Source organism: Murimonas intestini (genome assembly GCF_024622195.1).
Taxonomy (GTDB): Bacteria; Bacillota; Clostridia; order Lachnospirales; family Lachnospiraceae; genus Murimonas; species Murimonas intestini.
On the sequence record NZ_JANKBI010000004.1, the window covers coordinates 339,550 to 363,806 of the forward strand.

19 protein-coding genes and 1 pseudogene are annotated in these 24,257 nt (G+C 45.6%); 8 read left to right on the plus strand and 12 right to left on the minus strand.

Features of this window, described 5'->3' with window-relative positions:
- Window positions 1–360: 360 nt before the first annotated feature.
- Both NSB28_RS09345 and NSB28_RS09350 read right to left on the minus strand, forming a co-directional pair.
- Complete coding sequence (locus NSB28_RS09345; protein WP_109626640.1) at window positions 361–699, minus strand: hypothetical protein; 339 nt, start codon at window positions 697–699, stop codon at window positions 361–363.
- A gap of 120 nt (window positions 700–819) precedes the next feature.
- Window positions 820–1,376 (minus strand): annotated as a pseudogene (locus tag NSB28_RS09350) (nucleotidyl transferase AbiEii/AbiGii toxin family protein).
- 110 nt (window positions 1,377–1,486) lie between these two features.
- Between NSB28_RS09350 and NSB28_RS09355 the strand changes: the two are divergent.
- Both NSB28_RS09355 and NSB28_RS09360 read left to right on the plus strand, forming a co-directional pair.
- Entirely contained in the window at window positions 1,487–1,669 is a 183-nt protein-coding gene (locus NSB28_RS09355) for a hypothetical protein (protein WP_257497632.1), read from the plus strand.
- A gap of 158 nt (window positions 1,670–1,827) precedes the next feature.
- Window positions 1,828–2,643 (plus strand): tyrosine-type recombinase/integrase, encoded by an 816-nt coding sequence (locus NSB28_RS09360; RefSeq protein ID WP_257497631.1) that lies wholly within the window; start codon window positions 1,828–1,830, stop codon window positions 2,641–2,643.
- Between the two features lie 296 nt (window positions 2,644–2,939).
- Here the strand turns inward: NSB28_RS09360 and NSB28_RS09365 are convergent, their stop codons facing one another.
- From NSB28_RS09365 to NSB28_RS09385, 5 genes are all read right to left on the minus strand, one after another.
- Window positions 2,940–3,947: a PDDEXK nuclease domain-containing protein gene (locus NSB28_RS09365; RefSeq protein WP_069424093.1), complete on the minus strand. Its 1,008-nt coding sequence runs from the start codon at window positions 3,945–3,947 to the stop codon at window positions 2,940–2,942.
- Window positions 3,948–3,971: 24 nt separating this feature from the next.
- Window positions 3,972–4,607, minus strand: a complete 636-nt coding sequence (locus NSB28_RS09370; protein ID WP_109626641.1) for a GIY-YIG nuclease family protein — start codon at window positions 4,605–4,607, stop codon at window positions 3,972–3,974.
- A gap of 299 nt (window positions 4,608–4,906) precedes the next feature.
- On the minus strand, window positions 4,907–6,268 hold the full coding sequence (rlmD, locus tag NSB28_RS09375) for a 23S rRNA (uracil(1939)-C(5))-methyltransferase RlmD (protein WP_109626642.1): 1,362 nt from the start codon (window positions 6,266–6,268) through the stop codon (window positions 4,907–4,909).
- A gap of 320 nt (window positions 6,269–6,588) precedes the next feature.
- Window positions 6,589–7,533, minus strand: a complete 945-nt coding sequence (locus NSB28_RS09380) for a 3'-5' exoribonuclease YhaM family protein (protein WP_109626643.1) — start codon at window positions 7,531–7,533, stop codon at window positions 6,589–6,591.
- A gap of 125 nt (window positions 7,534–7,658) precedes the next feature.
- Complete coding sequence (locus NSB28_RS09385; RefSeq protein WP_109626644.1) at window positions 7,659–9,296, minus strand: trypsin-like peptidase domain-containing protein; 1,638 nt, start codon at window positions 9,294–9,296, stop codon at window positions 7,659–7,661.
- Window positions 9,297–9,516: 220 nt separating this feature from the next.
- Between NSB28_RS09385 and NSB28_RS09390 the strand changes: the two genes are divergently transcribed.
- From NSB28_RS09390 to NSB28_RS09405, 4 genes are read left to right on the plus strand one after another with little or no spacing between them, the layout of a single operon-like run.
- Window positions 9,517–11,892, plus strand: a complete 2,376-nt coding sequence (locus NSB28_RS09390) for an endonuclease MutS2 (protein ID WP_109626645.1) — start codon at window positions 9,517–9,519, stop codon at window positions 11,890–11,892.
- Window positions 11,893–11,926: 34 nt separating this feature from the next.
- Complete coding sequence (locus NSB28_RS09395) at window positions 11,927–12,625, plus strand: response regulator transcription factor (protein ID WP_109626646.1); 699 nt, start codon at window positions 11,927–11,929, stop codon at window positions 12,623–12,625.
- Window positions 12,626–14,059: a sensor histidine kinase gene (locus tag NSB28_RS09400; protein ID WP_109626647.1), complete on the plus strand. Its 1,434-nt coding sequence runs from the start codon at window positions 12,626–12,628 to the stop codon at window positions 14,057–14,059.
- A 15-nt stretch (window positions 14,060–14,074) separates the two neighbouring features.
- Window positions 14,075–14,938 (plus strand): aldo/keto reductase, encoded by an 864-nt coding sequence (locus tag NSB28_RS09405; RefSeq protein ID WP_109626648.1) that lies wholly within the window; start codon window positions 14,075–14,077, stop codon window positions 14,936–14,938.
- A gap of 82 nt (window positions 14,939–15,020) precedes the next feature.
- Here NSB28_RS09405 and NSB28_RS09410 read toward each other — a convergent pair whose 3' ends face one another.
- From NSB28_RS09410 to NSB28_RS09430, 5 genes are read right to left on the minus strand one after another with little or no spacing between them, the layout of a single operon-like run.
- Window positions 15,021–15,944: a DMT family transporter gene (locus tag NSB28_RS09410; RefSeq protein ID WP_109626649.1), complete on the minus strand. Its 924-nt coding sequence runs from the start codon at window positions 15,942–15,944 to the stop codon at window positions 15,021–15,023.
- A gap of 6 nt (window positions 15,945–15,950) precedes the next feature.
- Entirely contained in the window at window positions 15,951–17,282 is a 1,332-nt protein-coding gene (locus NSB28_RS09415) for a carboxylesterase/lipase family protein (RefSeq protein WP_109626650.1), read from the minus strand.
- A gap of 50 nt (window positions 17,283–17,332) precedes the next feature.
- A complete protein-coding gene (locus NSB28_RS09420) occupies window positions 17,333–18,202 on the minus strand; it encodes a carbohydrate ABC transporter permease (protein ID WP_109626651.1) in 870 nt (289 codons plus the stop codon).
- Entirely contained in the window at window positions 18,202–19,110 is a 909-nt protein-coding gene (locus NSB28_RS09425; RefSeq protein WP_109626652.1) for a carbohydrate ABC transporter permease, read from the minus strand. The genes NSB28_RS09420 and NSB28_RS09425 overlap by 1 nt, the downstream gene beginning before the upstream one ends.
- Before the next feature lie 53 nt (window positions 19,111–19,163).
- On the minus strand, window positions 19,164–20,606 hold the full coding sequence (locus tag NSB28_RS09430; RefSeq protein ID WP_109626653.1) for an ABC transporter substrate-binding protein: 1,443 nt from the start codon (window positions 20,604–20,606) through the stop codon (window positions 19,164–19,166).
- 125 nt (window positions 20,607–20,731) lie between these two features.
- Here NSB28_RS09430 and NSB28_RS09435 point away from each other — a divergent pair, with 125 nt between their 5' ends.
- The gene (locus NSB28_RS09435) at window positions 20,732–22,471 is read left to right on the plus strand and encodes a sensor histidine kinase (protein WP_109626654.1); all 1,740 of its coding nucleotides are present in this window, start codon (window positions 20,732–20,734) and stop codon (window positions 22,469–22,471) included.
- Between the two features lie 74 nt (window positions 22,472–22,545).
- Window positions 22,546–24,111, plus strand: a complete 1,566-nt coding sequence (locus NSB28_RS09440; protein ID WP_109626655.1) for a response regulator — start codon at window positions 22,546–22,548, stop codon at window positions 24,109–24,111.
- The last annotated feature ends 146 nt before the right edge of the window (window positions 24,112–24,257 follow it).

Here is a 24,257-nt window from a genome sequence, read left to right on the forward strand (position 1 = left end):
TTCTTGACTTATGGATACTATAAACGACCTCACTTGATTTTGAGTAACAAATATAGGATTGTCTGAACAGAGAGCCTCAATCGCTTTCTTATACCACCAGCCTTCCAGACGTTCACATATTGAATCTTCATATTTGGGGATGCAACTATAGCGTATTTGCTTGCGAAATGTTTTCTCAACGTCAATGATATTACTTGCATTATCAATAATATAAATTTGACTAAGTAACTTTTTCAGGGTATTTTCATCTGTTTTTGAAAAAGCCTCATAGTACTTTTTATGTTCCTTATTTTCTGATTTGTCAGAAACACTTTTTAATTTCTGATATGCATTATCCGCATTTCTTTTATCGTTGTTTTTTTAAAAGTCTGAGGCTGCCTCATCAGGTGCAACGGCTGTCGTAATTATTAAAAATTTTGTTTCATTAAGCATATCTGGGATTTTGGTAATTGTATCAATCCAAACCTTTAACGTTCTCCACAAGTCAGTACTTGCATCTGTAAGATTTCCATGCTTTTGCACATGGTGCTTTAACTGTATCAACTGCCTTGGTTCTCCATCCTGACTAAAAGCAACATCGTCAAATTTTTCGATGCTTATTTGAAAATCAGGATTTTCATCATCCAGTAATAAAGCTAAAGCATATCGAACCTGATATAAATAGCCTATCATCTGTTCAGAAGCTTGGTGTTTCGACATTGGAAGACCTCCTCTCCACTTTTTTACAATTATATCACAATATCAACAATTGTCACATCTCATTTGGTAGAAATGCGATGGTTTTGTTACACGGAATCTTCACCTTCTCGATTAGATTTCTCAATCAATTTGCTGCTTATTGGCAATTCTGATTTGTTCAGCACACAGTTCGCGCATCACCATTATGACATTGCCCCAGTTTATTCCGCTGCATAGAAGAATTTATTCTGATAAGTAACCAAAACCTCTGCAGTATAGGACTATTCTCCACTTCATCCATAACTTCTGGCAGATGGTTTTCTGTACTCTGTTTACGAGTTGTTGCAAGCAACGCATCATGCATCACGGTTTGGTCTAATGTTTTCCGTAAAGCTGATACAGAACATTAACATCATAAAAATCTCTCATCCGTGTATTGGTAACTGCCCGAGTGATAATGGATTCTAGCTTCTCAGCCAGAACCGTTTCCAGATTATGCGCAATAATGTCAATGGTGCGATCCTCCAGCATGAATTTGAAATGGTATCGGACTTCTCTTGGTGTAATCGCATTGCCGGTGGATATATATTTTTTAGAAGAGAAATGCGTTCCAGAAAACACTCCAACATATAATTCTTCACTAAAATCTGTGCATCCGCAGATTTTTCTTTTGACAGGTTGCGGATCAAATCCTTCAGTTGTCATGCTGTCTTTATCATAAGAGTACCTCCATTATTTTCACGGTAGTGTCAAAGACTACCTCACTTTTCATAAAAAAATACCGTAAAATTATAAGGAGGATGATACTATGGGAGAATTACTAACACGAAAAAGAGGAAAAACCCGGGAATACAGCTTCGAGGGTGCCCGAGTTGATGGAAAACGCAACCCTATTTCAAAAGTCGGCTTCCGCACCAGAGCGGAAGAGTGTTTACCCCATCAACGATCTCTGTGTCCGATTATATGGATTACTGATTTGAAAATTATGTAAAAAAGCATCTCTCTTATAACACCCAGAGAGATTATGAAAGTAAAATCCGTATCCATATTAAGCCTGTTTTGGGTAAGTATCGTCTCGCGTCCCTGGAACCCGACATTATACAACTTTGGGTGGATGATCTGAAGGTTAAAAAGGGGCTGTCAAAGAGCATGATTAAAAATTCACTTACCTGTCTGTCCGGCGCTCTGAATTATGCTGTACAGCCATGTAAATATATTAAATATAATCCCTGTGATTATGTAAAAATCCCTAAAATCCCGGTAGACAAGAACGCACAGACTAAGACAGATTATATCCTGTCTCTGGATGAGTGGGAGACCATCCTTGCACGTTTTGCAGGTACACATTTTTATCTGCCTTTAATGTCAGGATTTTATGCTGGTTTACGTTTGGGGGAAAGTTATGGGATAGATTTACTTGAAGATGTCGATTTTGAAAATAGCACCCTTTCTGTAAACCACCAAATGCAGATGCAAAACAAAAATTGGGTGCTGTGTAATCCTAAATTTGATTCTTTTCGAACTATAAAGATTGGGCCTGAACTACTAAATGCACTTAAAAAAGAAGTTACCAGCCGTAAGAAAAATATGCTTAAATACGGGCCTTATTATCTAAAAACTTATCTTGCTGACGATGGAACAATAACCCAGGCCAGGGCTGATATTATCGTCCCCTATAAGGAGATATGGCCAGCTGCTGTAAAAGAGAGTGGTGAGCTGACTACAACCGATACTTTTAAATACTGTGTACGCGTGATCCATGATTCATTGAATAACCCTTTGTTCCACCATCATTGCCTGAGGCATACTCATGGGACCATTCTCGCCGAAAATGGAGCCTGGCCGCGGACTGTTATGGAACGTCTGGGGCACAAGGATATCAAGACCACTTTGGAAAGATATGTCTTCAATACAGAAAAGCTCCAGAGCGATGCTGTTGACATTTTTGAAAAAGCTGTAAGATGATTTTGCCTACCCAATTAAAAAAGGGTAGGCAGCTGGTAGGCAAATCACTACTTTTATCGTCTGTATCCTTAGTAAGCAAGCTTATTTACGGGCTAAAAGGCACACCGTCTCCACATGCGGTGAAACGCTTGTATTATACTACATGGCAAAAAGGGTTATTGTATAAGCATGGTGGGGTAAATTTCTTCGTTTATTTACCCTGCCTACCCCTTTTGAATAAAAATCACCCCTTTATGAAAACATTTACCCCCTTTAATAAATTTCCTGCAAAAATTGCACATCGCTAAAATATAATGTTATTTTCCGTTTTCCTTATCATATTCCAATGCTTGGTATTCTCTCTGTAATTCCTGCAACAACTCTTCTTCGCTTGGCAGATATAACTTATACTTTGATGCAAAAATCTGTGTTTCATTTTCTGGCAACGTATACTTAACTACAGATTCACTTTTATCCGCACACAATACAATTCCTATTGGAGGATTATCTCCTTCATTCATTAATTCACGTTCATAGTAATGTACATACATTTGCATCTGCCCTAAATCTTGATGTGTCAAATCTCCAATTTTCAAATCAATTAACACAAAGCATTTCAAGATGTAGTTGTAAAAGACAAGGTCTATTCGGAAATGCCGTCCATCAAATGTAATCCTCTTTTGTCTGGCAACAAAGGAAAATCCCCTCCCCAATTCTAAAAGGAACTTCTGCAAATGAGTTATCAATGCTTCTTCTAGATCGCTCTCATAAAAATCATTATTCGGACTCAATCCCAGAAACTCTAATACATATGGGTCACGGATAATATCTTTTGGCACTTTTGCAGGCTCTAATTTTTGAATTTCTTCCGAAACTTCCTTTTTATTCTGGCTGGAAAGCAGCCTTTCATAGAAGAACGAATTGATTTGCCTTTCTAACTGCCGCGTACTCCAATTTGATTTTACTGCCTCTTCTATATAAAACTGACGAGCATTTTCATTTTCCACTCGCATAAGCAGGCGATAATGTGTCCAACTCAATTCGTCACGCAGTGCGTGACGAATTGGAAACGTCAAATAAAACTGCCTCATATATTTGAGATTTGTTGGCGTAAAACCTTTCCCAAAATCTATTGTCATCTGTTTCGATAACTCTGCTATTAGTCTGGTACCATATTCAGCTTTCTCATAACCATCCTGCTGTTCCACAATACTTTTTCCTATATCCCAGTATGCCTCCACCATTGCAAAGTTTGCTGTTTGATATACTTTATCTCTGGCTTCCGAAAGAATACATTTTATTTGTTCATAAAATTTCTGTTCCATAAAACTCCTTCCATTTAACCACTTTTATATGTTAAACCATTCCTTTATAAATAAATCACCAACACAATTAGCCATTGAAAGGTCATCTAATCCAAGAAAAATATTCACATTTGTTTCAATGGCTACTGTTTCTTTAAAAGTTTTATCTCTTTCATCTACCCCGTTTATTATGAAACCTAAATCAATTCGTTTTATAATTTGATCTTTTAAATAATCTGCTATATATTCATACTTTGTATATTCAAAATAGACTTTATCTATTTCCTGATATATTCTTGCTGATACAATATTGGGCTCAATATAGATACCATATTTTTTTACTAATTGGGGTAAAATTTCAATAGCTGAATATTTATCATTTGCTTTGTAATATGGCTTCTCTTTTTCATCATTCATTATTTCTATAACTTTCTCAATAGATACTTCAAAAAACTCTCTTTTAGAACTCACTCTGTAAATAGCCAACTTATTATGTATAGTCTTTTCAAATTCTTCGTAATGACGAACATAAATTTCATAAGCTACTATAAAAGGGGTAGGAATGGCTGTAGTATTAGATAACTGTTTGGCTCTTTTTTCAGCTCCGAATGTTGTACTTCCTATTTTAAGCAGCCCTTTTAATGAATCATTACGTAGAATATAAACATATCCTTCTTCCATTTTGATTCTTAGTTTTCCTCCAAAAATTTTAATTATTGCTAAGTTCAATTTAATGTATTTTAATCAATCCATCAAAGCGAAGTACCCTATTTTTGTCATAAGTAGGTCATTTGCTTCAGAGTATACCTTTTGCTAAAAAGTATAGGTTTTGCCCCGTGGTTCATTTCAACGAAATAAATTACTTTTCTCATATTCACATGGCGTTACCCCATCCCCACATCCGAGGAAACTTATCCATCTCACTTTTCGTTAAAACACAACTTCATTTTCCTCATATAATCCCGCAAACGCCCGTAGAATCAACCTTTCCGCACGAGAAGCGTGACGGTTTCCACATGCACCGTCTCCCCAAACTGGTCCACCCCCCTGCACCGCCGCAGCTCATACCCCCTGTCACAGAGATACCTCAAATCCCGCGCCAATGTAGCGCTGTCGCAGCTTACGTACACCACCTTTTCGGGCGCCATCTGCACAATTGTTTCAAGGAGGCTCTCGTCGCACCCTTTTCTTGGCGGGTCTACCACGATCACGTCGGCTGTGATGCCTTCTTCCCTATACTTACGAGGAAGTACCTCTTCTGCTTTGCCTACGTAAAATTCTGCGTTGTGTATCCCGTTTATCCTTGCATTGTTCCTGGCGTCTTCGATGGCTTCGGGTACTATCTCTACACCGTATACTTTCCTTGCTTTCTCAGCCAGGAACAGAGAGATAGTTCCGATGCCGCAGTACAGATCCCACACAGTCTCGCCTCCTGTCAGGCCGGCATATTCCAGGGCCTGTCCGTACAGCTTCTCTGTCTGTACAGGATTGACCTGATAGAAGGAAAGCGGTGATATCTGATACTTGACATCTCCAATATAATCTTCGATATATGTCTGGCCCCACAGGCTGATAATTTCCCTGCCCAGGATCACATTTGTCTTTTCCATATTTACGTTCAGGCTGATGCTTGTCATTCCCGGGATCTGGCAGAGGCTTTCTGTCAGTTTGTCTTTATGGGGGAGAACTTTGCCGTTAATGATGAGGCACACCATGATCTGTTTTGTCCTGAACCCGTATCTTGTCAATATGTGGCGTACCAGGCCTGTCCCGGTTTCTTCATTATAAGGCTCTATGGCGTATTCCTCCATGAAGGAAAGTACCTTTTCCAGTATGATCTCATTTTCAGGCACACCCAGGATACATTTTCTATTATCTATAATGCTGTGGGTACGTCCCGCATAGAATCCTGCTACCAGTTTTCCCTCTTTATTTCTTCCCACAGGGAACTGGGCTTTATTTCTGTAACCGAACGGATGCTCCATGCCAATTATCGGCTCCATAGGGATCTCCTCAAATTTGCCAATACGCCTGAGATGATTTGCTATCTTATTCTCTTTGAATTCTAACTGTTTTTCATAGCTCATGGACTGCAGCTGACAGCCCCCGCACTGCCTTGCCACTGGGCAAGCCGGTGTCACCCGGTCTGGTGACGGCTCAGTCACCTCCATCAGCCTGGCATATCCATATGTTTTCTTCATTTTCATGACAAGTGCCTGCACTGTATCACCAATTACCGCGTCCTTTATAAAAAGGGTAAAACCTTCGGCTCTGCCGATGCCTTCCCCATCATTTCCCATATCTTCGATTTTAACCTGTACAATGTCGCCCTTCTTCAGCATACTTTCTCTTCCTCTCACTTCCTGTATTCCTAAGCCTGTTTGAAAATTTATTCCCTGAAACTGTTTGCCCTGCTTTGCGGTATACTGCTCATTTCACAGTGAACATTTTTTCAAACATCTCCCAACTTTAAATTTTATTTTTAACTTATTGAGCCTATTGATATGAACGGCCATTCCGCCGCTGTTCTCTTTATTTTAAAGCATATTTGAAAAGCTGTGAAGCCAGAAAATAATTATTTCTTCTGCCCTCACAGCTCATCCTGATTCCAAATATTCAATTCCTTGATGCCAGGATCAATAGGTCATACGATTGCATGCTCCTAAATACTGGTCTTCCGAATGTTCGATTCAAACAGCCTGTTATATCCAAGCCAGTCTGTGTTGTCGCCGCCGCTGGCGAGAGCTTCTTTGAAGGTCTCCATCTTTGCGTCTGTGTTGTCGGCAAAGTTCAGGGCCAGGGCCTCTGCGAGGGCCGGTTTCTTTGGGGAACCGTATTCCAGCTCACCGTGATGGGCCAGGATGCAGTGCTTCAGTTCACTGGAAAGCTTCTTGGGGAACCCGGGTATCCTGCGGATGCTGGCACCCACAAGCTCAACTCCCATGACGATGTGTCCCAGCAGCTGCCCGTCGTCCGTATAATCGTTTTCCGGGAAAGCTGACAGTTCGCGAATCTTGCCAACATCATGAAATGCTGCTGCTGTATACAGCAGATCTCTGTTTAAGAAGGAGTACTGGTTCGCATAGTATTCGCACAGCTTCATCACATTCAGCGTATGTTCCAGGAGGCCGCCCACGAATCCATGGTGTACACTCTTTGCGGCTGAGTGGAATTTAAAAGCCTTGATAAAGTTCTCATTAGTTACAAAGTAACTGTCAGTCAGCTGCTTCAGGTACGGATCCTGTATCTGTCCAATGAGCTGGAGAAGCTCCTGGTACATTTCATCAATATCCCTGTGGCTGACAGGAAGGAAATCCGCCGGCTCATACTCACCTTCATTTGCCTTGCGGACTCTTTTGATGTTCAGCTGAAGCGCTCCCTGGAAGCTTGTCACGTCTCCCACCACATATACATAATCCAGGACTTCAAAATCATCTATGCCCTGGGAATTGGGCTCCCATATCTTGGCGTCCAATGTGCCTGTTTTGTCCTGAAGGATCACATTTTCATATGATTTCCCGTTCTTTGTAACTGCTGCCTGTCTGAATTTGCACAGATAGATATCTCCTACCCGTTCTCCTTCTCTTAATGTCTCAATAAACTTCATTTCTTCCTCCTCTTAATCCTACAGACACTTTTTATTTCCGTAAGCAACGAGCCAAAGTCAGGCTTGCCTGACCTTGGCGCTGCTAAGAGCCGCTGCTGCGCTCTGGAGCGTGTTTTAAAAATGCTCTAACGTGCCCCTACCGTAATATCCTTTGTCATCTCCACATACCCGTCCGGTCCCTGGCGCATCAGCGTTATTTTAAGTACATCTTCTGACTTATGCCTGCGGAGCACTTCCACATAATCATCCATATTTTCTATATCTGTACCCTGTATCGCAGTGATGACGTCAGCAGTCCTGATCCCGCAGTACATGGCGGGTGAATCCACCTCCACGCTCTTTACGTAAAGGCCTTTCGGCATGTCAAGCTCTTTTGCCACGCTGTCCGTGACCTCTTTGCCCACTATGCCCAGATACTGTATCTCACTGTCGTTTGAGAGTGTCTCTATCAGCCACCTGAGCTCTGAGATACAGATGCCTGATACAGTGATCTGTTCATTTTCTTTATAAAAATCCTGAGAAATTATTCCTATGATCTTGCCGTCCAAGTCCAGTATGATCCCGCTGCCGTTGGAGCTGCCGATCATATCTGTGGTGATCACGTTGTAACAGCAGTCAACTGCCGGCGTCTCTGTCATGGAAGTGACCATGCCAAATGCTATGGAGTTGCTGTATCCCAGCGGGCTCCCCACTGCGATGACGGGATCGCCTTTGCTGATATTCTGGGAGCTCCCCAGTTCAGCTATCTTTATCTCAGACTTCATGTCAGCGGGAAGGGCGCTGAAGGCCACCCGGACAATTGCCAGGCCTGTCTCCGGATCTCTCTTCTGAAGAACAGCCTCAGCTGTACATCCGTCCGGGAATGTAACCAGAGTCTTTGAGGATCCGTCCAGGGTACGCCACTCTGTCAGAATATAAATATTTAAGCCTGTAGTCGCTACAATCAGCCCGGAGGACTGTATATCGCTGCCGTATACATCATCAAAGAGATTCGCGTTTTCCTGAAGACCAGTCACAGTCACCACTGATTTAGATGCTTCACCTGCCACCTCGGCAAGTTTTCCGTACAGCATCTTGTAATCTTCTATTTCCATTCCCTTTTTCTCCGGCTCTTCCTGTTCTCCGCCAGACTCTGTATTTTCAGTCTGCCCATGCGTCCCGGCCGCCCCCGATGTCTCTGCAGGAGCCTTGCTTTCCGGCTCCGTTTCCTTTGCTGGCGGCTCCGTCTTGGTTTCCTTTGACGTCTGCTCTGTCTCTGCTTTGTTTACTGCCGGTTCTGTATCATCATCGCCTGCTGGACTCTCTGACTCGGCTTGCTTAGTTGTGGGCTCTGCCGAATGCTCTGTCCTGGGCACAGTTGTCTCAGACACGTCTTCTGGAGGCCCTGCCGTCCCCTTCTCTGTCACAGACGCACTCTCTGTCTCAGGCGCACCTTCTTTCACAGGCGCACTCTCTGTCTCAGACATGTTCTCTGTCTCAGGCATGCTCTCTGTCTTAAGCGCGCTCTCCGTCTCAGCTGCACTCTCTGTCTCAGATTCCGATTCCTCCGGGAGTATCACGATCTGCGTCTGGGGCTCCGGATTGCCAAACTGTTTTTCGGCCCAGGGCTTTACGATTGCAAAGGTCACCCCTGCCACTCCGCCAAATACTACTGCGCAGCCGATTCCCGTCATCATCCTGGCAAACCATTTCTTTTTATAAAAAGGCCTTGTCTTTATCTGCTCATTTATAAAATCAAATTCTTTCTTCTCCTGTTTCGCCATAGTGTAATTCCCCTTTTCACACAATACCCGGTTATTTTAGCAGATATATATGAACATTCTATGAATTTGGACAAATTTCATGTTTCCATTTCCTCTATTATAGGTTAAAATATAAGGATAGCAGTGACTGTCCGTTACAGACCCATTTCGGCCGGTTGCAGTTTTGTTATGCACAAAAAACTACAAGCAGACAGTAACAGTATAAGGAATGGTTTACACTATGAATGAGAAAGCATTAAAAACATTAGAATATACAAAAATCATCAGCCAGCTCACAGAGTTTGCCGGCTCCGTACCCGGCAAGGAGCTCTGTAAAAATCTGCTGCCCTCCTCCGACTTGGGTGAGATACAGCAGATGCAGAAGGAAACAAGTGATGCCTTATCCAGGATCTACCAGAAGGGAAGTATTTCTTTTTCAGGCGTAACTGATGTACGCGGCTCCCTGAAGCGCCTGGAAATAGGCAGTATTCTGAGCATTGAAGAGCTGCTGCGCATCTGCAGGCTTCTGGAAACATGCAGCAGGGTGAAGGCATTCTCCAGGCGTGAGAATGCGGAGGAAGCGCCGGACAGCCTTGACGGGCTGTTTGAGGAGCTGCAGCCTCTGACTCTGCTGTCCAGTGAGATCCGCCGCTGTATCGTTTCTGAGGAGGAGATCAGTGATGATGCCACCCCGGCGCTCAGACAGATCAGGCGCTCTATCAAACTGACAAATGATAAGGTCCACAGCCAGTTAAGTTCCATGGTAAATGGTTCTATGAGAACTTATCTTCAGGATGCAGTTATTACAATGAGGAATGGGCGTTACTGTATCCCAGTCAAATCAGAGCACCGGGGACAGGTCTCAGGTATGATCCATGACCAGTCCTCCACAGGTTCCACCATATTTGTGGAGCCTATGGCTGTAGTAAAGCTCAATAATGAGCTTCGTGAACTGGAGCTTAAGGAGGAAAAGGAGATCGAGGTCGTTCTCTCCAATCTGAGTGAACGTGCCGCTGAGGAATCAGAGGCCATTCTGGAGGATCTGAAGCTGCTTACAAAACTGGATTTTATCTTCGCCAGAGCCCAGCTTTCAAAATCCTACAATGGTTCAGAGCCTGATTTTAACGACCAGGGCATTGTCAATATCAAAAAGGGACGCCATCCCCTGCTGGATAAGCATAAGGTGGTACCCATCGATATCCGCCTGGGCGATGATTTCAACCTGCTCATCATCACAGGACCAAATACAGGCGGCAAGACAGTCTCCCTGAAAACAGTGGGGCTGTTTACCCTGATGGGACAGGCAGGGCTTCATATCCCGGCCTTTGACCATTCCAGGCTCTCTGTATTTGAGGAGGTTTTTGCTGACATCGGGGATGAGCAGAGCATTGAGCAGAGCTTAAGTACGTTTTCTTCCCACATGACAAACATTGTCTCTATCCTGAAGCATGTAAATGACCATTCCCTTGTTCTTTTTGATGAGCTGGGCGCAGGCACAGACCCCACAGAGGGCGCAGCTTTGGCCATCGCTATCCTCTCCAGGCTTCACAGGGAGAATGTCCGTGCCATGGCCACCACACATTACAGCGAGCTGAAGGTATTTGCACTGACAACACCAGGCGTGGAGAACGGCTGCTGTGAATTCAGCGTGGAGACGCTCCAGCCTACGTACCGCCTTCTTATCGGTATTCCAGGCAAGAGCAACGCTTTCGCCATCTCTGAGAAACTGGGGCTGCCTAAAGCTGTCATTGAGGAGGCCAGAGAACAGATCAGCGAACAGGATGAGAGCTTTGAGGACCTGTTAAGTGACCTGGAGCACAGCCGTGTGACCATCGAGCAGGAGCAGGAAGAGATCAGGCGCTACAAATCCGAGATCGAAGGTCTGAAAAAACAGCTTGAATTAAAGCAGCAAAAGCTGGAAAACAGCCGTGAAAACATTCTGAGGGAGGCCAATGAGCAGGCTCTTGCCGCACTGCGTGAAGCCAAAGAATTTGCAGATACTACTATCAAGAACTTTAACAAATTCGGGAAAGCCAACATCTCTGCCAGAGAGATGGAACTGGAACGCAGCCGTTTAAGAGAAAAGATGTCAAATGTGGAAAAGAAGCTGGCTGATAAAAAAGCGCCGGCCCCCAAAAAAGAACTGAAGCCAAGGGAGCTGAAAATAGGCGACAGCGTAAAGGTCCTGAGCCTGAATCTGAAAGGTACGGTGAGCACACTTCCTAATGCAAAGGGCGATCTGTTCGTGCAGATGGGCATACTCCGCTCCCAGGTGAACATCAAAGACTTGGAGCTCCTGGATGAACCCTCTGTCACAGGACCGGGACTTTCCAAAACAGGAACCGGCAAGATCAAAATGTCCAAGTCCTCCTACGTGGGGACAGAGATCAACCTGCTCGGCAAGACGACAGACGAAGCTATCGCTGAGCTGGACAAATATCTGGACGATGCATATCTGGCACACATCCCCCAGGTAAGAGTAGTACACGGCAAGGGTACAGGGGCTCTCAGAAAAGCCGTCCACGCCTACCTGCGCCGTGCCAAAAATGTAGCAAACTACAGGCTTGGCGAATTTGGAGAAGGTGACGCGGGAGTTACGATCGTGGAATTCAAATGACATAATATAGAAGACAAAATGCGGGAGGTTTATTATGGTTGCCAGACAAAAAATTATGATTGTCGATGATGACAATAACATTGCGGAGCTGATATCCCTTTATCTTACTAAGGAATGCTTCGACACAAAGATTGTAAATGACGGTGAGGAGGCTTTAAGAGAATTCGATTCCTTTGCCCCGAACCTGCTGCTGCTGGATCTGATGCTGCCCGGAATAGACGGCTACCAGGTCTGCCGTGAGCTGCGCCAGCGCTCAAATGTGCCCATTATCATGCTCTCGGCCAAGGGCGAGATTTTTGATAAGGTGCTGGGGCTGGAGCTGGGTGCAGATGATTACATGATCAAGCCATTTGATTCCAAGGAGCTGGTTGCAAGGGTAAAAGCTGTGCTGCGCCGTTTCCAGCCGGACAAGCCTGCCAACAAGCCCTCCGGCAGATATGTGGAGTATCCGGACCTGATCATCAACCAGACGAATTACTCTGTAATATACAAAGGGGAATCGGTGGACATGCCTCCAAAAGAGCTGGAACTGCTTTATTTTCTGGCCTCCTCCCCAAACCAGGTATTTACAAGGGAACAGCTCCTTGACCATATCTGGGGATATGAATACATTGGGGATACCAGGACCGTGGATGTCCACATCAAAAGGCTGAGGGAGAAGATCAAGGATAACGAACACTGGGCACTGTCCACTGTCTGGGGAATCGGCTATAAGTTCGAGGTGAAGAACTAGATGAAGAAGACACTGTACTTAAAATTCCTGGCTGCCTACATCTGCTTCGGAGTCTTAAGTTTTATAGCTGTAGCCACTTTTTCTTCCAGGCTGCTCCAGAACCATCTGATCAAGGCAAAGACTGAATCCATGTACAAGGAGGCAAATACCGTGGCAAGCGGGCGCCTTGTCCAGTCCTATAAGAACACGTCCTCCACTGAAGGCGTCTACGGTGTGCTGAATTCTCTGGGCGCCTACCAGTCTGTCCAGATATGGCTCGTGGATACGGAAGGCCGGATCATACTTGATACAGTTAAGGAATATGATCCTGAGATGGCAGTTCCCATACCAGGCTTTGATCCTACTGCCCTCAGCGGAGGGTACTACCAGCAGGGCAATTTCTTCCATATGTTCTCCTCAGACGTATTAAGCGTGCTGGCTCCAATTACTACAGAGTTCCGCACAATAGGCTACATCGTCATGCATTATAATCTGAGTGAGCTGGACCGGGAGAAGAATTCCATACTGAATATCGTATATATTACGTGGGGATGTATCCTGCTGCTGTCCCTTATTATCCTGCTGACCTTCGCGCTCACAGTCTATGTGCCGCTGAAGCGGATCATTACAGGGGCTAACGAATATGCCGCCGGCAACCTGAACTATAAGCTGCCCGTGGAGACAAGAGATGAGATGGGCTATCTGGCCGCCTCCCTGAATTATATGGCAAGTGAGCTGAATAAATCGGGAGAATACCAGAGAAAATTCATTTCCAATATCTCACACGATTTCCGCTCTCCGCTGACTTCCATTAAAGGCTATGTGGAAGCCATGCTGGACGGGACCATCCCCTGTGAGATGCAGGAAAAGTATCTGAACATCGTTCTGACTGAGACTGAGAGACTCAATAAACTCACCAGCGGCCTGCTGACACTGAATAATTTTGATGACAAGGGGACGCTGCTGGATAAGACAGACTTTGACATAAACAGAGTCATAAAAAATACTGCTGCCACATTTGAAGGCACCTGCCGCACCAAGGGGATCACTATCGAGCTGATTTTCGACACCCCTTCCCTCATTGTCCGGGCTGACTTGGGCAAGATCCAGCAGGTCCTCTACAACCTGATAGATAATGCCATAAAATTCAGCTATCCAAACTCCTCCATCTATATCGAGACTACGGAGAAGCATGAAAAGATATTCATTTCCGTCAAGGATTCAGGAGAAGGTATACCAAAAGACAGTATCAAAAAAATCTGGGAGCGCTTCTATAAAACAGACCCTTCCAGAGGAAAAGATAAAAAAGGCACAGGCCTCGGCCTTGCTATCACGAAAGAGATCATCCAGGCACACGGCCAGAATATCAATGTGGTCAGCACCGAGGGCGTGGGAAGCGAATTTACCTTCACCCTGGATCTGGCGCCGGATGACACCAGGGAATATCATGAATAGATCGGAGGATCAGCAATGACTAAAAGAAAACTTGGGAACACGGGCTATGAGATCGCACCTGTAGTATATGGAGGCATCGTCTCCATGTCAGACGGCCAGGAAGCTTCTGACCAGTATGTAGAATATGCCATAAATAAGGGGATCAATTATTTCGACGTCGCTCCCTCCTACGGGGATGCCCAGGAAAAGCTGGGGAACTCTTTAAAGCCTTACAGGAAAGATATCTATCTGGCCTGTAAGACAAACAAGCGGCTTGCCGCGGAGGGCGAGCGTGAGCTGGACGAATCTCTGCGCCTGCTCCACACAGATTATTTCGATAATTATCAGATGCATGGACTGGCTACAATGGAGGAACTGGAGGCTGCCTTTGGAAAAGGCGGAGTCATGGAAATCATGATACGGGCAAAAGAAGAAGGTATCACCAGGAAGCTGGGCATTACCTGCCATGATGAAGATGTGGCTCTGAAAGCCATAAGCCTCTATGACTTTGATACTGTGCTGTTCCCCCTGAACTGGGGCATCAATATGGGCAAGGAATTCGGAAGCCGTATCAGCAGGGCTGCAAAAGAACGGAATATCGGGCTTCTCGGCATGAAGACACTGATTCACCGGGCCTGGATCAATGATGATGAGAAACATCAGTCCAGATTTCCAAAGTCCTGGTGTAAGCCTATATCGGAAAATGAAGAGCTGGGTATTGCAGCTATCAAATACACCCTTTCAATGGGCGCTGATGCTGTAGTTCCTCCCGGAAATTTTGAGAGCTTCTCCTTTGTCACAGAGCACATCGAAGAGTGCCTGGCAAATCCATTGAATGACAAAGATATGGCACTGCTGGAAAAAGAGCTGAAAAAGATAGACGGACATTATTTCTTCTAATCTTCTAATAAATTAAAAAACGCACCGTGGTTAATGATATGATACCTTGATACTATATCATTATTCCCATGGTGCGTTTTTATTATTTTCTGGCACAGGAGCGGCCGGGCCTGAGGCTGATCAGTACGCCCGCCACTATGAGCACAGCTCCTGCAGCAAATGAAAGCTCCACACGCTCACCGAGAAAAAGAATACCAAGCAGAGTGGCCACAAGGGGCTGGATGGGATAAAAGGCAGAGCATGTGCCAGCCTCCAGTACAGCCAGACTCTTGTTCCAGAGCAGATAGGCCACACCCGTGCAGACGATCCCCATATACAGCAGGGACAATACGCAGGGGATATCTGCGGAAATATTCTGAAGGCCTCCTCCGGCTGCTATCTCCCAGGTACAGACTGGCAGATAGCACAGGGCTGCCGCACCTGCCCCGTACTTTGTGATCTGGAGAGGATCGTATTTCTGAGTCACTCTTCTTGTTATCACAGATACTGCTGACCAGAGAAGGACTGAAAACAGTGACAGCAGAATCCCTGCCAGGCTGCCGCCGTCTCCTCCGGTTCCCATTATGACATACACTCCACCCAGGGCCAGCAGCACGCCTGCAGCCTTCTTGAGCGTAAGTTTCTCATGCAGGATAACTGCTGCAAAAATCGTCATAGTTACCGGATTTAAAGAGTTGAGCAGAGATGCCATAGCGGAACCTGCGTACTTTGTTCCCAGCAGCTGCGCTCCCACTGCAATAAAATATCCCATGCACCCGATCAATACTATATATTTATAATCCTTTTTTTCAATCCTTGTCTCAGATTTTCCCGCAATGAGCGTCAGCGCCAGAAATGCCAGCAGAAACCTCACAAAGGAGATAGTAAAGGCCGGGAGCCTGCCCAGCACAAACTTGCTCACTACATACAGGCTTCCCCACAGTGTAAATGTAAGGATAAGATAAATGTAACCTTTCTTCCTGGCCCCCGCCTCGTCTGTCTGCAGGCAGACACTTTCCGAATCCATCTTTTATCACCTCAAATCCAGGATCTGGACATATGGGTTCTCTTTTGTATAAGTTTCCCACTGCCCCAAGTCTTTTCCGTTAGGATTTCCATATTTTATAAAATTTGTCCAGCAGTCCAGCATACGGCTGCTCAGTTCATGATCCGCTTCCGTCATAGGGCGCCAGCATCTGTCCAGTGTGCCGAACATATACCAGAGTTCCGAGGAATGGAAGGCCCCTGCATCGTCTCCGGGCAGCTGCCTTGTAAAATAATATATATAAGCAGGAGCTCTGCCCAGCCTTTCAAGCAGCAGGCACCATTCCCCGCATCCTCTGTACAGCTGTCCTCTGTCACCTGCTGCCAGCATTTCTTCAGTGACAAATATATCATTTCTGGTGCAGCCTGCCATATAGGGAATATCTTTTATTTTTCCATGACTGGCAAGCTCCATGTACCCGTCCTCCAGGACATATCCGTCAATATTTGGCATAAAGATGAGCGAAAGCCCGTCAGACTCAGCAGCCATCTCCTCCTGGTTCCTCAGCAGCACCTGGGGAGGAAGGCTTCTCAGTTCCCGAACAGAGGATGCATGGCAGCGGGCCGCAAACTTTACTCCCGTCTCCATCGCTTCCCTGGCAGGCACAGCCAGGTTCAGGCCTGTATCATAACCTCCGGCGCTCTGGAAAATAGCTTTCTTTATCCAGTTTTCTGTAAGTTCAGTGCTTATTAGAGTCTGTACACTGATGCTCCCGGCTGACTGGCCAAAAACTGTGATATTTTCCGGATCACCGCCGAAGGCTCTGATATTTCCCACTACCCACCTGAGGGCTGCTATCTGGTCCAATATGCCATAATTACCGGAAACACCTCTTTCATTCTCCCCACACAGCCAGGGATGAGCCAGGAATCCAAAAACTCCCAGCCTGTACTGTATGCTGACAAGTATAACATTCCTTCGGCAGTACTCCCTGCCGTCAAATTCCATCTCACTTCCATTCCCATGGGAAAAACCTCCTCCATGGATCCAGAATGCCACGGGCAGATTATCCTCTTCACTCTCTGCCGGAGTCCAGATATTCAGATACAGGCAGTCTTCTGATGTTCCCACCCGGAATCTGTCATCCCGGTTAAATTCTTTCTCATAGAATGTCCCCTCTTCGGGTGCTTCCTGGAAAGCCGCATCCCGGAAATGGTCTGCCTCCAGCACACCTTCCCTCACAAAAGGAGGGGCAGGCGGGCGGAAACGGTACTCTCCCACAGGAGGCCGGGCATAAGGTATCCCCTTAAATACAGTATATCCGTCTTCCTTTACACCCCGGACTTTTCCTTCTCCTGTCATTACTTCCCACAGCTGCATTTTAACACACCTGACCTTTCATTGCTGTGCCAAGCCTTTCAACACTGCGCCTAACCTTTCACTGCTCCAGCGGCAATACCGTTTATAAACTGCTTCTGCAATACGGCAAATACCACGATGAGCGGAAGGGCACACAGCACACAGGCTGCAAACAATACATTCCACTGGGCCGGATTCTCCCTGTCACCTAAGAACTGGATCATTCCTACTGGAAGTGAGTACTGGCTGGATTTTGAGATAAAGATCATTGGGAAGAAATAGTCATTCCAGATCCACATTCCCTGGGTGATCACTACAGACACTGTCGCAGGCTTGAGCAGAGGGAATACGACCCTGCTGAACCGCTGCCACAGGCTGGCGCCGTCTAAATAAGCTGATTCTTCGATCTCTACCGGCACGCCTTTCATGAAGCCTGTAAACAAAAATGTAGAAAATGGAAGGCTGCAGGTTATGAACATGACCATGGGCGTAAATCTTGTATTTGGTATATTCAGGTTTCCAAACATCTGGGCCACAGGCACGATAACCATCTGTGAAGGAATAACAAGACCTGCGATGAAGAAGTAATAGAGAAAACGGCTGGTCTTTGATTTAATCCTGGCAATGGGATATGATGCCATGGTTGCAAAGATAACTATTAATATTACAGAGCCACCTGTAGTCATAAGGCTGTTCAGCAGCTGCATGGGGTAATTCATTTTGGTAAATGCCGATATGTAGCTGTCAAATGAAAACTGAGTAAAAAGCTCCAGCGGGGAACGCATATTTCCAGGTTCCCTGAAGGAACTGGACACAACAATGAGCAGCGGGGAAATGACAAGCAGGCAGAATAATATCAGCAGGATATAGAGTACGATGATGCCTGGCGAGAGCTTTGCAGCTGCCTCTTTTTCTTTATATGACTTCTGTCTCTTAGCCATTATAATTCCACCTCCCTCTTATTCATAAAGTACAGCATAAAAATCGTGATCGCGATAATTACAATGAACGCCACTACAGAAAGGGCGCTGGCCTTGCCCATCATCTGATCTGTAAATGCTATCTTATAAACGGTAAACATCAGGGTATTTGTTGACTTTCCGGGGCCCCCGTTTGTCATAATGAATGCGTAGTCGAATGCCTTCAGGCCGCCGATGATGCTTAAGATCACATTGATGGTGATCGTTGCGGATATCAGAGGGAGCTTGATCTTGCGGATCAGCTGCCATTCCGTGCACCCATCGATCCTGCCCGCCTCAATAAGGCTCTCATCTACTGTCTGCAGGCCCGCCAGATAAATGATCATAGTTGTTCCGAATGCCTTCCACATTTCCACAATGGCGATGGCATACAGAGCTGTCTTGTAATTTCCAAGAACATTGAAGCTGGAACCGTCAAGCCCCAGTGTATTCATGAGGGAGGCGATCATACCGCTCTCAGGCATATAGACGTAGGACCATATAAAGCCTACCACAATTGCTGAGAACAGCGCCGGCACATAAGATGCAGTCCTGAAAAATGCCTTCCCCCTCAGCTTCACATTCAGGGCCATAGCAAGGACCAGGCCCAGGAGATTGCTTCCCAATACCATGATGACTGCGTATATCAGAGTGTTTTTAATAGAATTTACAAGTGTTCCCTCTCTGAACAGAGTCATGTAATTCTTGAATCCTACAAAATCGTAATCATAGTTAACACCATTAAAGTTTGTGACACTGTAATAAAACAGCTGGAATACAGGAATGATCCAGAAGGTTAAAAACAGCGCGATCGCAGGAATAATGAACACGTACATCCTCTTTGGGAATACAAGCGATATGGGAGTACCTCTCTTTTTCTTTTCCTTCATAATTTCTCCTTTCCATGAGGGGGATGCCACAAGAGCATCCCCCTACACCTTCTTTATTCTGTATACAGCTCCTCGAATTTCATCTGCATTCCGTTTGTAATATCATCGATCGTGGTTCCCTGTCCTCCCACCATTTCTCCGAACAGAGATTCCATCTCGTTTTCTACACCTGCAGGCCAGCCCTGGTTGCACCAGTAGAATACCTTGCCTTCATTGTACAAGTCTACAAATGGCTGGAATAATGGATTGACTGTGTCTGATCCGTAGCCGTAAGTCACTACGAATTTTCCTGTATCTGCCTGTGCTTTCCAGATATCTGATTTTCCGTCATACCACAGTTCCAGGATCTTCTTGCACTCTTCTTTATATTCAGATCCTGAATAGATGGCCGGGCCTGCTCCGGCTGCCACTGCGCCGTAGAGCTCCTCACCTGCAGCATTTCCCGGAAGCGGGAAGTATCCTCTTTCAAACTCTGCTTTACCCTGTGCCTGAAGGGCCGGGGCATTGAAGGAACCGTCAAATATCATAGCTGCTTCTCCGTCCACGAATTTCTGGATAGCCTGCTGTGCGCCTAAGCCCAGGGAAGAAGTGTTGATATATTCATTGTCATACAGTGTCTTGTACATTTCCAGGACTTTGTTCCATGTACCGTCATCTGTGAACTTTGTCTCGCCTGTGCGCAGCTGGTCGTCAAATTCCGGATTCTGGGGATACACGGTATTTGCTGCGATCTGGTAAAGACCGAACTGCATTACATACATATCCTTGTCGCCCATGACGATAGGCTGGATACCCGCTTCTTTTAAAACCTTGCAGCAGTTTAAAAATTCATCCCAGTTTGTGGGCACTTCCAGATTGTTTTCTGCAAACATGTCTTTATTGTAATATGTACCAAGTATGCTGACACCATTTGGGATCGCATAGACTTCCCCGTTATACTTCATGGATTCAGCGCCCGCCTCATTTAAGGAAATGCATTCCAGATCCGTAAGAGGTTCCAGATACCCTGCCTTTGCCAGACCGACCACAGAATTTGCGCCTGCATATTTAGGCTGGGCCAGGATTATATCAGGGCATTCTCCCGAAGCCAGTTTTGTCTTCAGCGCTGTATAGTACTGGTCATCCGGGAGCTTTGTGACTTCCAGAGTGATATTCGGGAAGGCTTCCTTTACAAGTCCCGGAAGTTGCTGTGTCTCAAAATCATTTTCCGAAGCAGTACCTGAGAACATCATTGTGAGAGTAATATCTTTTCCTGTAGTCTCTGCCTTCGCTTCATCTCCGGCAGCTTCTGTTTTTGCGTCGTCTGTATTAGCGTCTTCTGTTTTAGCATCTTCTGTTTTATCATCTGATTTAGCTTCAGTCTTAGCCTCTGTTTTAGCCTCCGTTTTTGCAGCTTCTGTAGCTGACGAATCCTTGCCGCTTCCTCCGCAGCCAGCGGCCATAGAAGCTGCCATTGTTCCAGCCAAAGCAAGTGCAATTACTTTTTTCATCTTCATTTTGTTGCCTCCCTTTATTTATTCTTCATAATCTTTATGGTAATTACATAATATCACATTTAAAGTATACTTTTGTTTGTTATTCTGGTATACTATTGTTAGGTTTTTCCACGGAGGTAATCTATATGAAACTTAAAAATAAATTCCTTCTGATCTTTATCACTATTTCCATAATCCCAATTACCATTGTGACCAGCTTTACTTATGACAGGTATACAAAGCTCATAGAAGAGCAGACAAGCCAGGTGGCTGACAATATCGTGGACAAGGCAGCCGACCAGGCAAACGACGCCATAGGGGACCTGAAAAATATCGCCCAGATGTTTAACTTTTACTCCCAGACCGAAGAATCCATAATTGATAATATTAAAAAATACCGGGAAAACGGCCCTGGCTACACTGACTACGATGTTCTGAAGAGCAACCAGAAGATCAGCTTCATCTGCCAGAACCTGATCTTCTCCCATGACTATTTAAACGGGATATTTATTTTCACTCCAACCGGTCCTGTGCTTGGATACGGATATGGGGGAAATATCTCTGTTCACCCCGATTATGAGCCTGAGAAGGACTCCTGGTACCAGCAGACTGTGGACCTGGGGGGAAAACTGTACATAAACGGGCTGTCCCAGAAGGATTTCTTTATAGCAGGTGACTTAAAGCCTTCCCTGTCCTTTTCCCAGGCCCTCTTCGATGTATATACACACGAGTTTTTGGGTGTGCTTCTCATAGACTGCAGCCCTGAATTCTTTGACCTGTCCGCTGTGAACACTCTCCCTGACATCGCCATGCTGGCTGTGGAGGATTCGTTTGGAAATGTGCTCTACAGCAATATAGACTCCCTGAAGACAGAGCTGACACCTGAAAATGCCCGCATCCGTACAGAGGATCTGGACCTGGACGGGTTCCGCCTTCTGTTTTCCATTAATTATCAGGAGCTGTATGAGGAATTCGGATATACACGCACTATGATACTCACCATCTCCCTCATCTGCGGACTGGTATTTATCATCCTGTCTGTGTACCTCTCCTACAGCACCACAAAGCCTATTGTGCATCTGAGCCGCAAGATGGCCATCAAGACAGGGGACCGGCTGGTGACTACCACCCGATATCTCAACAGGACGGATGAGATAGGAGTCCTGTACAACGAGTATAACCATATGATAGAGACATTGTCAGAATATATTGAGAAAGAGCTGCAGAACAAGCTGATAACCCTGGATTCCCAGATGAAATCCCTGGAAGCGCAGATAAACTCACATTTTCTCTATAATACTCTGGAATCTATAAACAGTATCGCGGAGCTGGAAGAGGTGGAGAGTATCTCGACTATGGCGCTGGCGCTGGGTGATATGTTCCGCTACAGCATCAAGACACAGAGTGAACTTGTGACCGTGGCTGACGAGCTGAAGCATGTCAGGGATTATGTCTCTATCCAGAGGATACGCTTCGAGAATAAATTTGACCTGAAACTGGAAATCCCTGAAGAGATGTATTCTTATAAAGTGCTCAAGCTCATCCTCCAGCCTCTTGTAGAAAATTCATTCTACCACGGCCTCCAGTACTGCCGCTGCGGCAGCTTCATCAAAATCAGGGGCTGGCACGATGACAGGTTCCTTTACCTCTCAGTCTCTGATGACGGAGCAGGTATGACAAAAGAACAGAAAGAGGAGCTTGAAAAAACACTCATGGAGCCGGCCAGGTTCACAGAGCTTGGACAGAGAAATAAACAGAGCATCGGTGTTAAAAACATACATACCAGGATAGTGCTCTATTACGGCGAGGGCTACGGCCTGCATATTGACAGTGAACCCGGCATGGGGACCACTATGACTATTAAACTGCCTGTATTGTTCACTTAGCCGCATCCCGGACTGCTGCCGAAGGGCCGCGATCCTGCAGGCATACGGCTATTTATGAAAGGGGAAGGATACATATGTATACTTATATTGTCATCGATGATGAAGGGCTTATGAGAAAAGGCACCATTAAAAAGCTGGAGCCTCTAAAAGACCGGATCTCCTGTGCGGGAGAGGCTGAGGACGGCAGCCGGGCCCTGGAGCTGATAGAAGAAACAGATCCTGATATTATCATAACAGATATGAACATGCCTGTGATGGACGGAACACAGCTGCTGCCAATCCTCACAGAGCGCTTTCCCGGAAAGCGCATTATTGTTATCAGCGGCTATAAGGATTTTGAATACATGAAGCACGCACTCACGGCAAAAGCTGTGGACTATCTCCTGAAGCCTTTCAGCAGGCAGGATCTGCAGGACGCCGTACTGCGCGCAGTCTCCCAGCTGGAAAAGGGCGCCGCTATAGAAAACCAGCTGATTTCCAGTGAAGAGAGCCGGGAATCCGCCAGATATGAATACGATATCCAGATGCTCAAGAATGTGGTCCTGGGCTACCATACTGACTCCTGTAACATCACGTCAGAAAAGCTGAAATTCATCAGCAGGACACATGACCTGATCCTGATGACCCTGCACTGCCCTTCCCCCATAAATGAGAAGGACATACAGGATTTTCTGGAAGAGAATGGTTTTGGCGATCTGGCTCTGTATCTGCAGCATATCCATCACAAGACCCTGGGATTTCTCGTCCTTTTTATCCCGGAGCATGCCGCCCTGCTGCCAAAGGATCTCTGCCGCCAGATTGTGCGCAGCTTAGGCCATCTGTTCTTTGAGCTCTCCCTTGATGTCTCCTACGGCATCAGCGGAGTCCACCACTCCCTGGGTGAGCTTCATGAAGCCTTTATTGAGACAGTGAGCGCGCTGAATTCCGGACATCCAGGAGATACGGTGAATTCTTATTATTACAGCAAAAGCCCCCAGGAGGCCCAGGCCATTGTCTGGGAGAGGATGGATGAATTCCTCTTCCGTGTGGAGGCAGGCATGTCAGAGCAGGTCGGGGAGCTGCTGGATGAACTGTTCCTGCATTTCAGCCAGGAGGCCGCATATACGCTTTATGACATCAAAGTTTTCTGTTTCCGGCTGGCAGACCAGGCGCGCCATATCATGAGCCAGTACATAGAGCAGATCAACCCCGATTCCGCCAACAGCAGTATGCAGAATATATTAAACGGCCTGTTTGACCTGGAAGAGCTAAAGCAGTACTATCTGCAGTTTTTCCAAAATATAGCGGGAATACTGAAGCTGCAGAGCGTCTACGCGGGAAATGACACAGTTGAAAAGATGAAGGTCTATATAGAACGCCACTACCAGAACAATCTGACCATCGAATTTCTCTCCTCCCTCTTTTATATGAACAGAAGCTATCTGAGCCATCTCTTCAAAGAAAAGACCGGGGATACATATGTGAACTACCTGAACCATATCCGCATTGAGAAAGCAAAACAGCTGCTTCTTGACAGCAGCAAAAAGATGTACCAGATAGCCAGGAGCGTTGGATATGACAATGTAAAATACTTCTTCCGGGTATTTAAAAAATATGAACATATGACGCCTGAACAGTACAGGAGCCGAAATGAGATATGATTATTTCAAACGCATACTTTTTACACACCTTTGCCACTTATACTGGCATAGCCCTTATGCCAGTATAAGGAGGGCGTAAAAATTTCTGTGTCTATAAAAAATGATGTTTTCTGGTAAGAACCAGATATGTAGAAATTTCTTGTCGA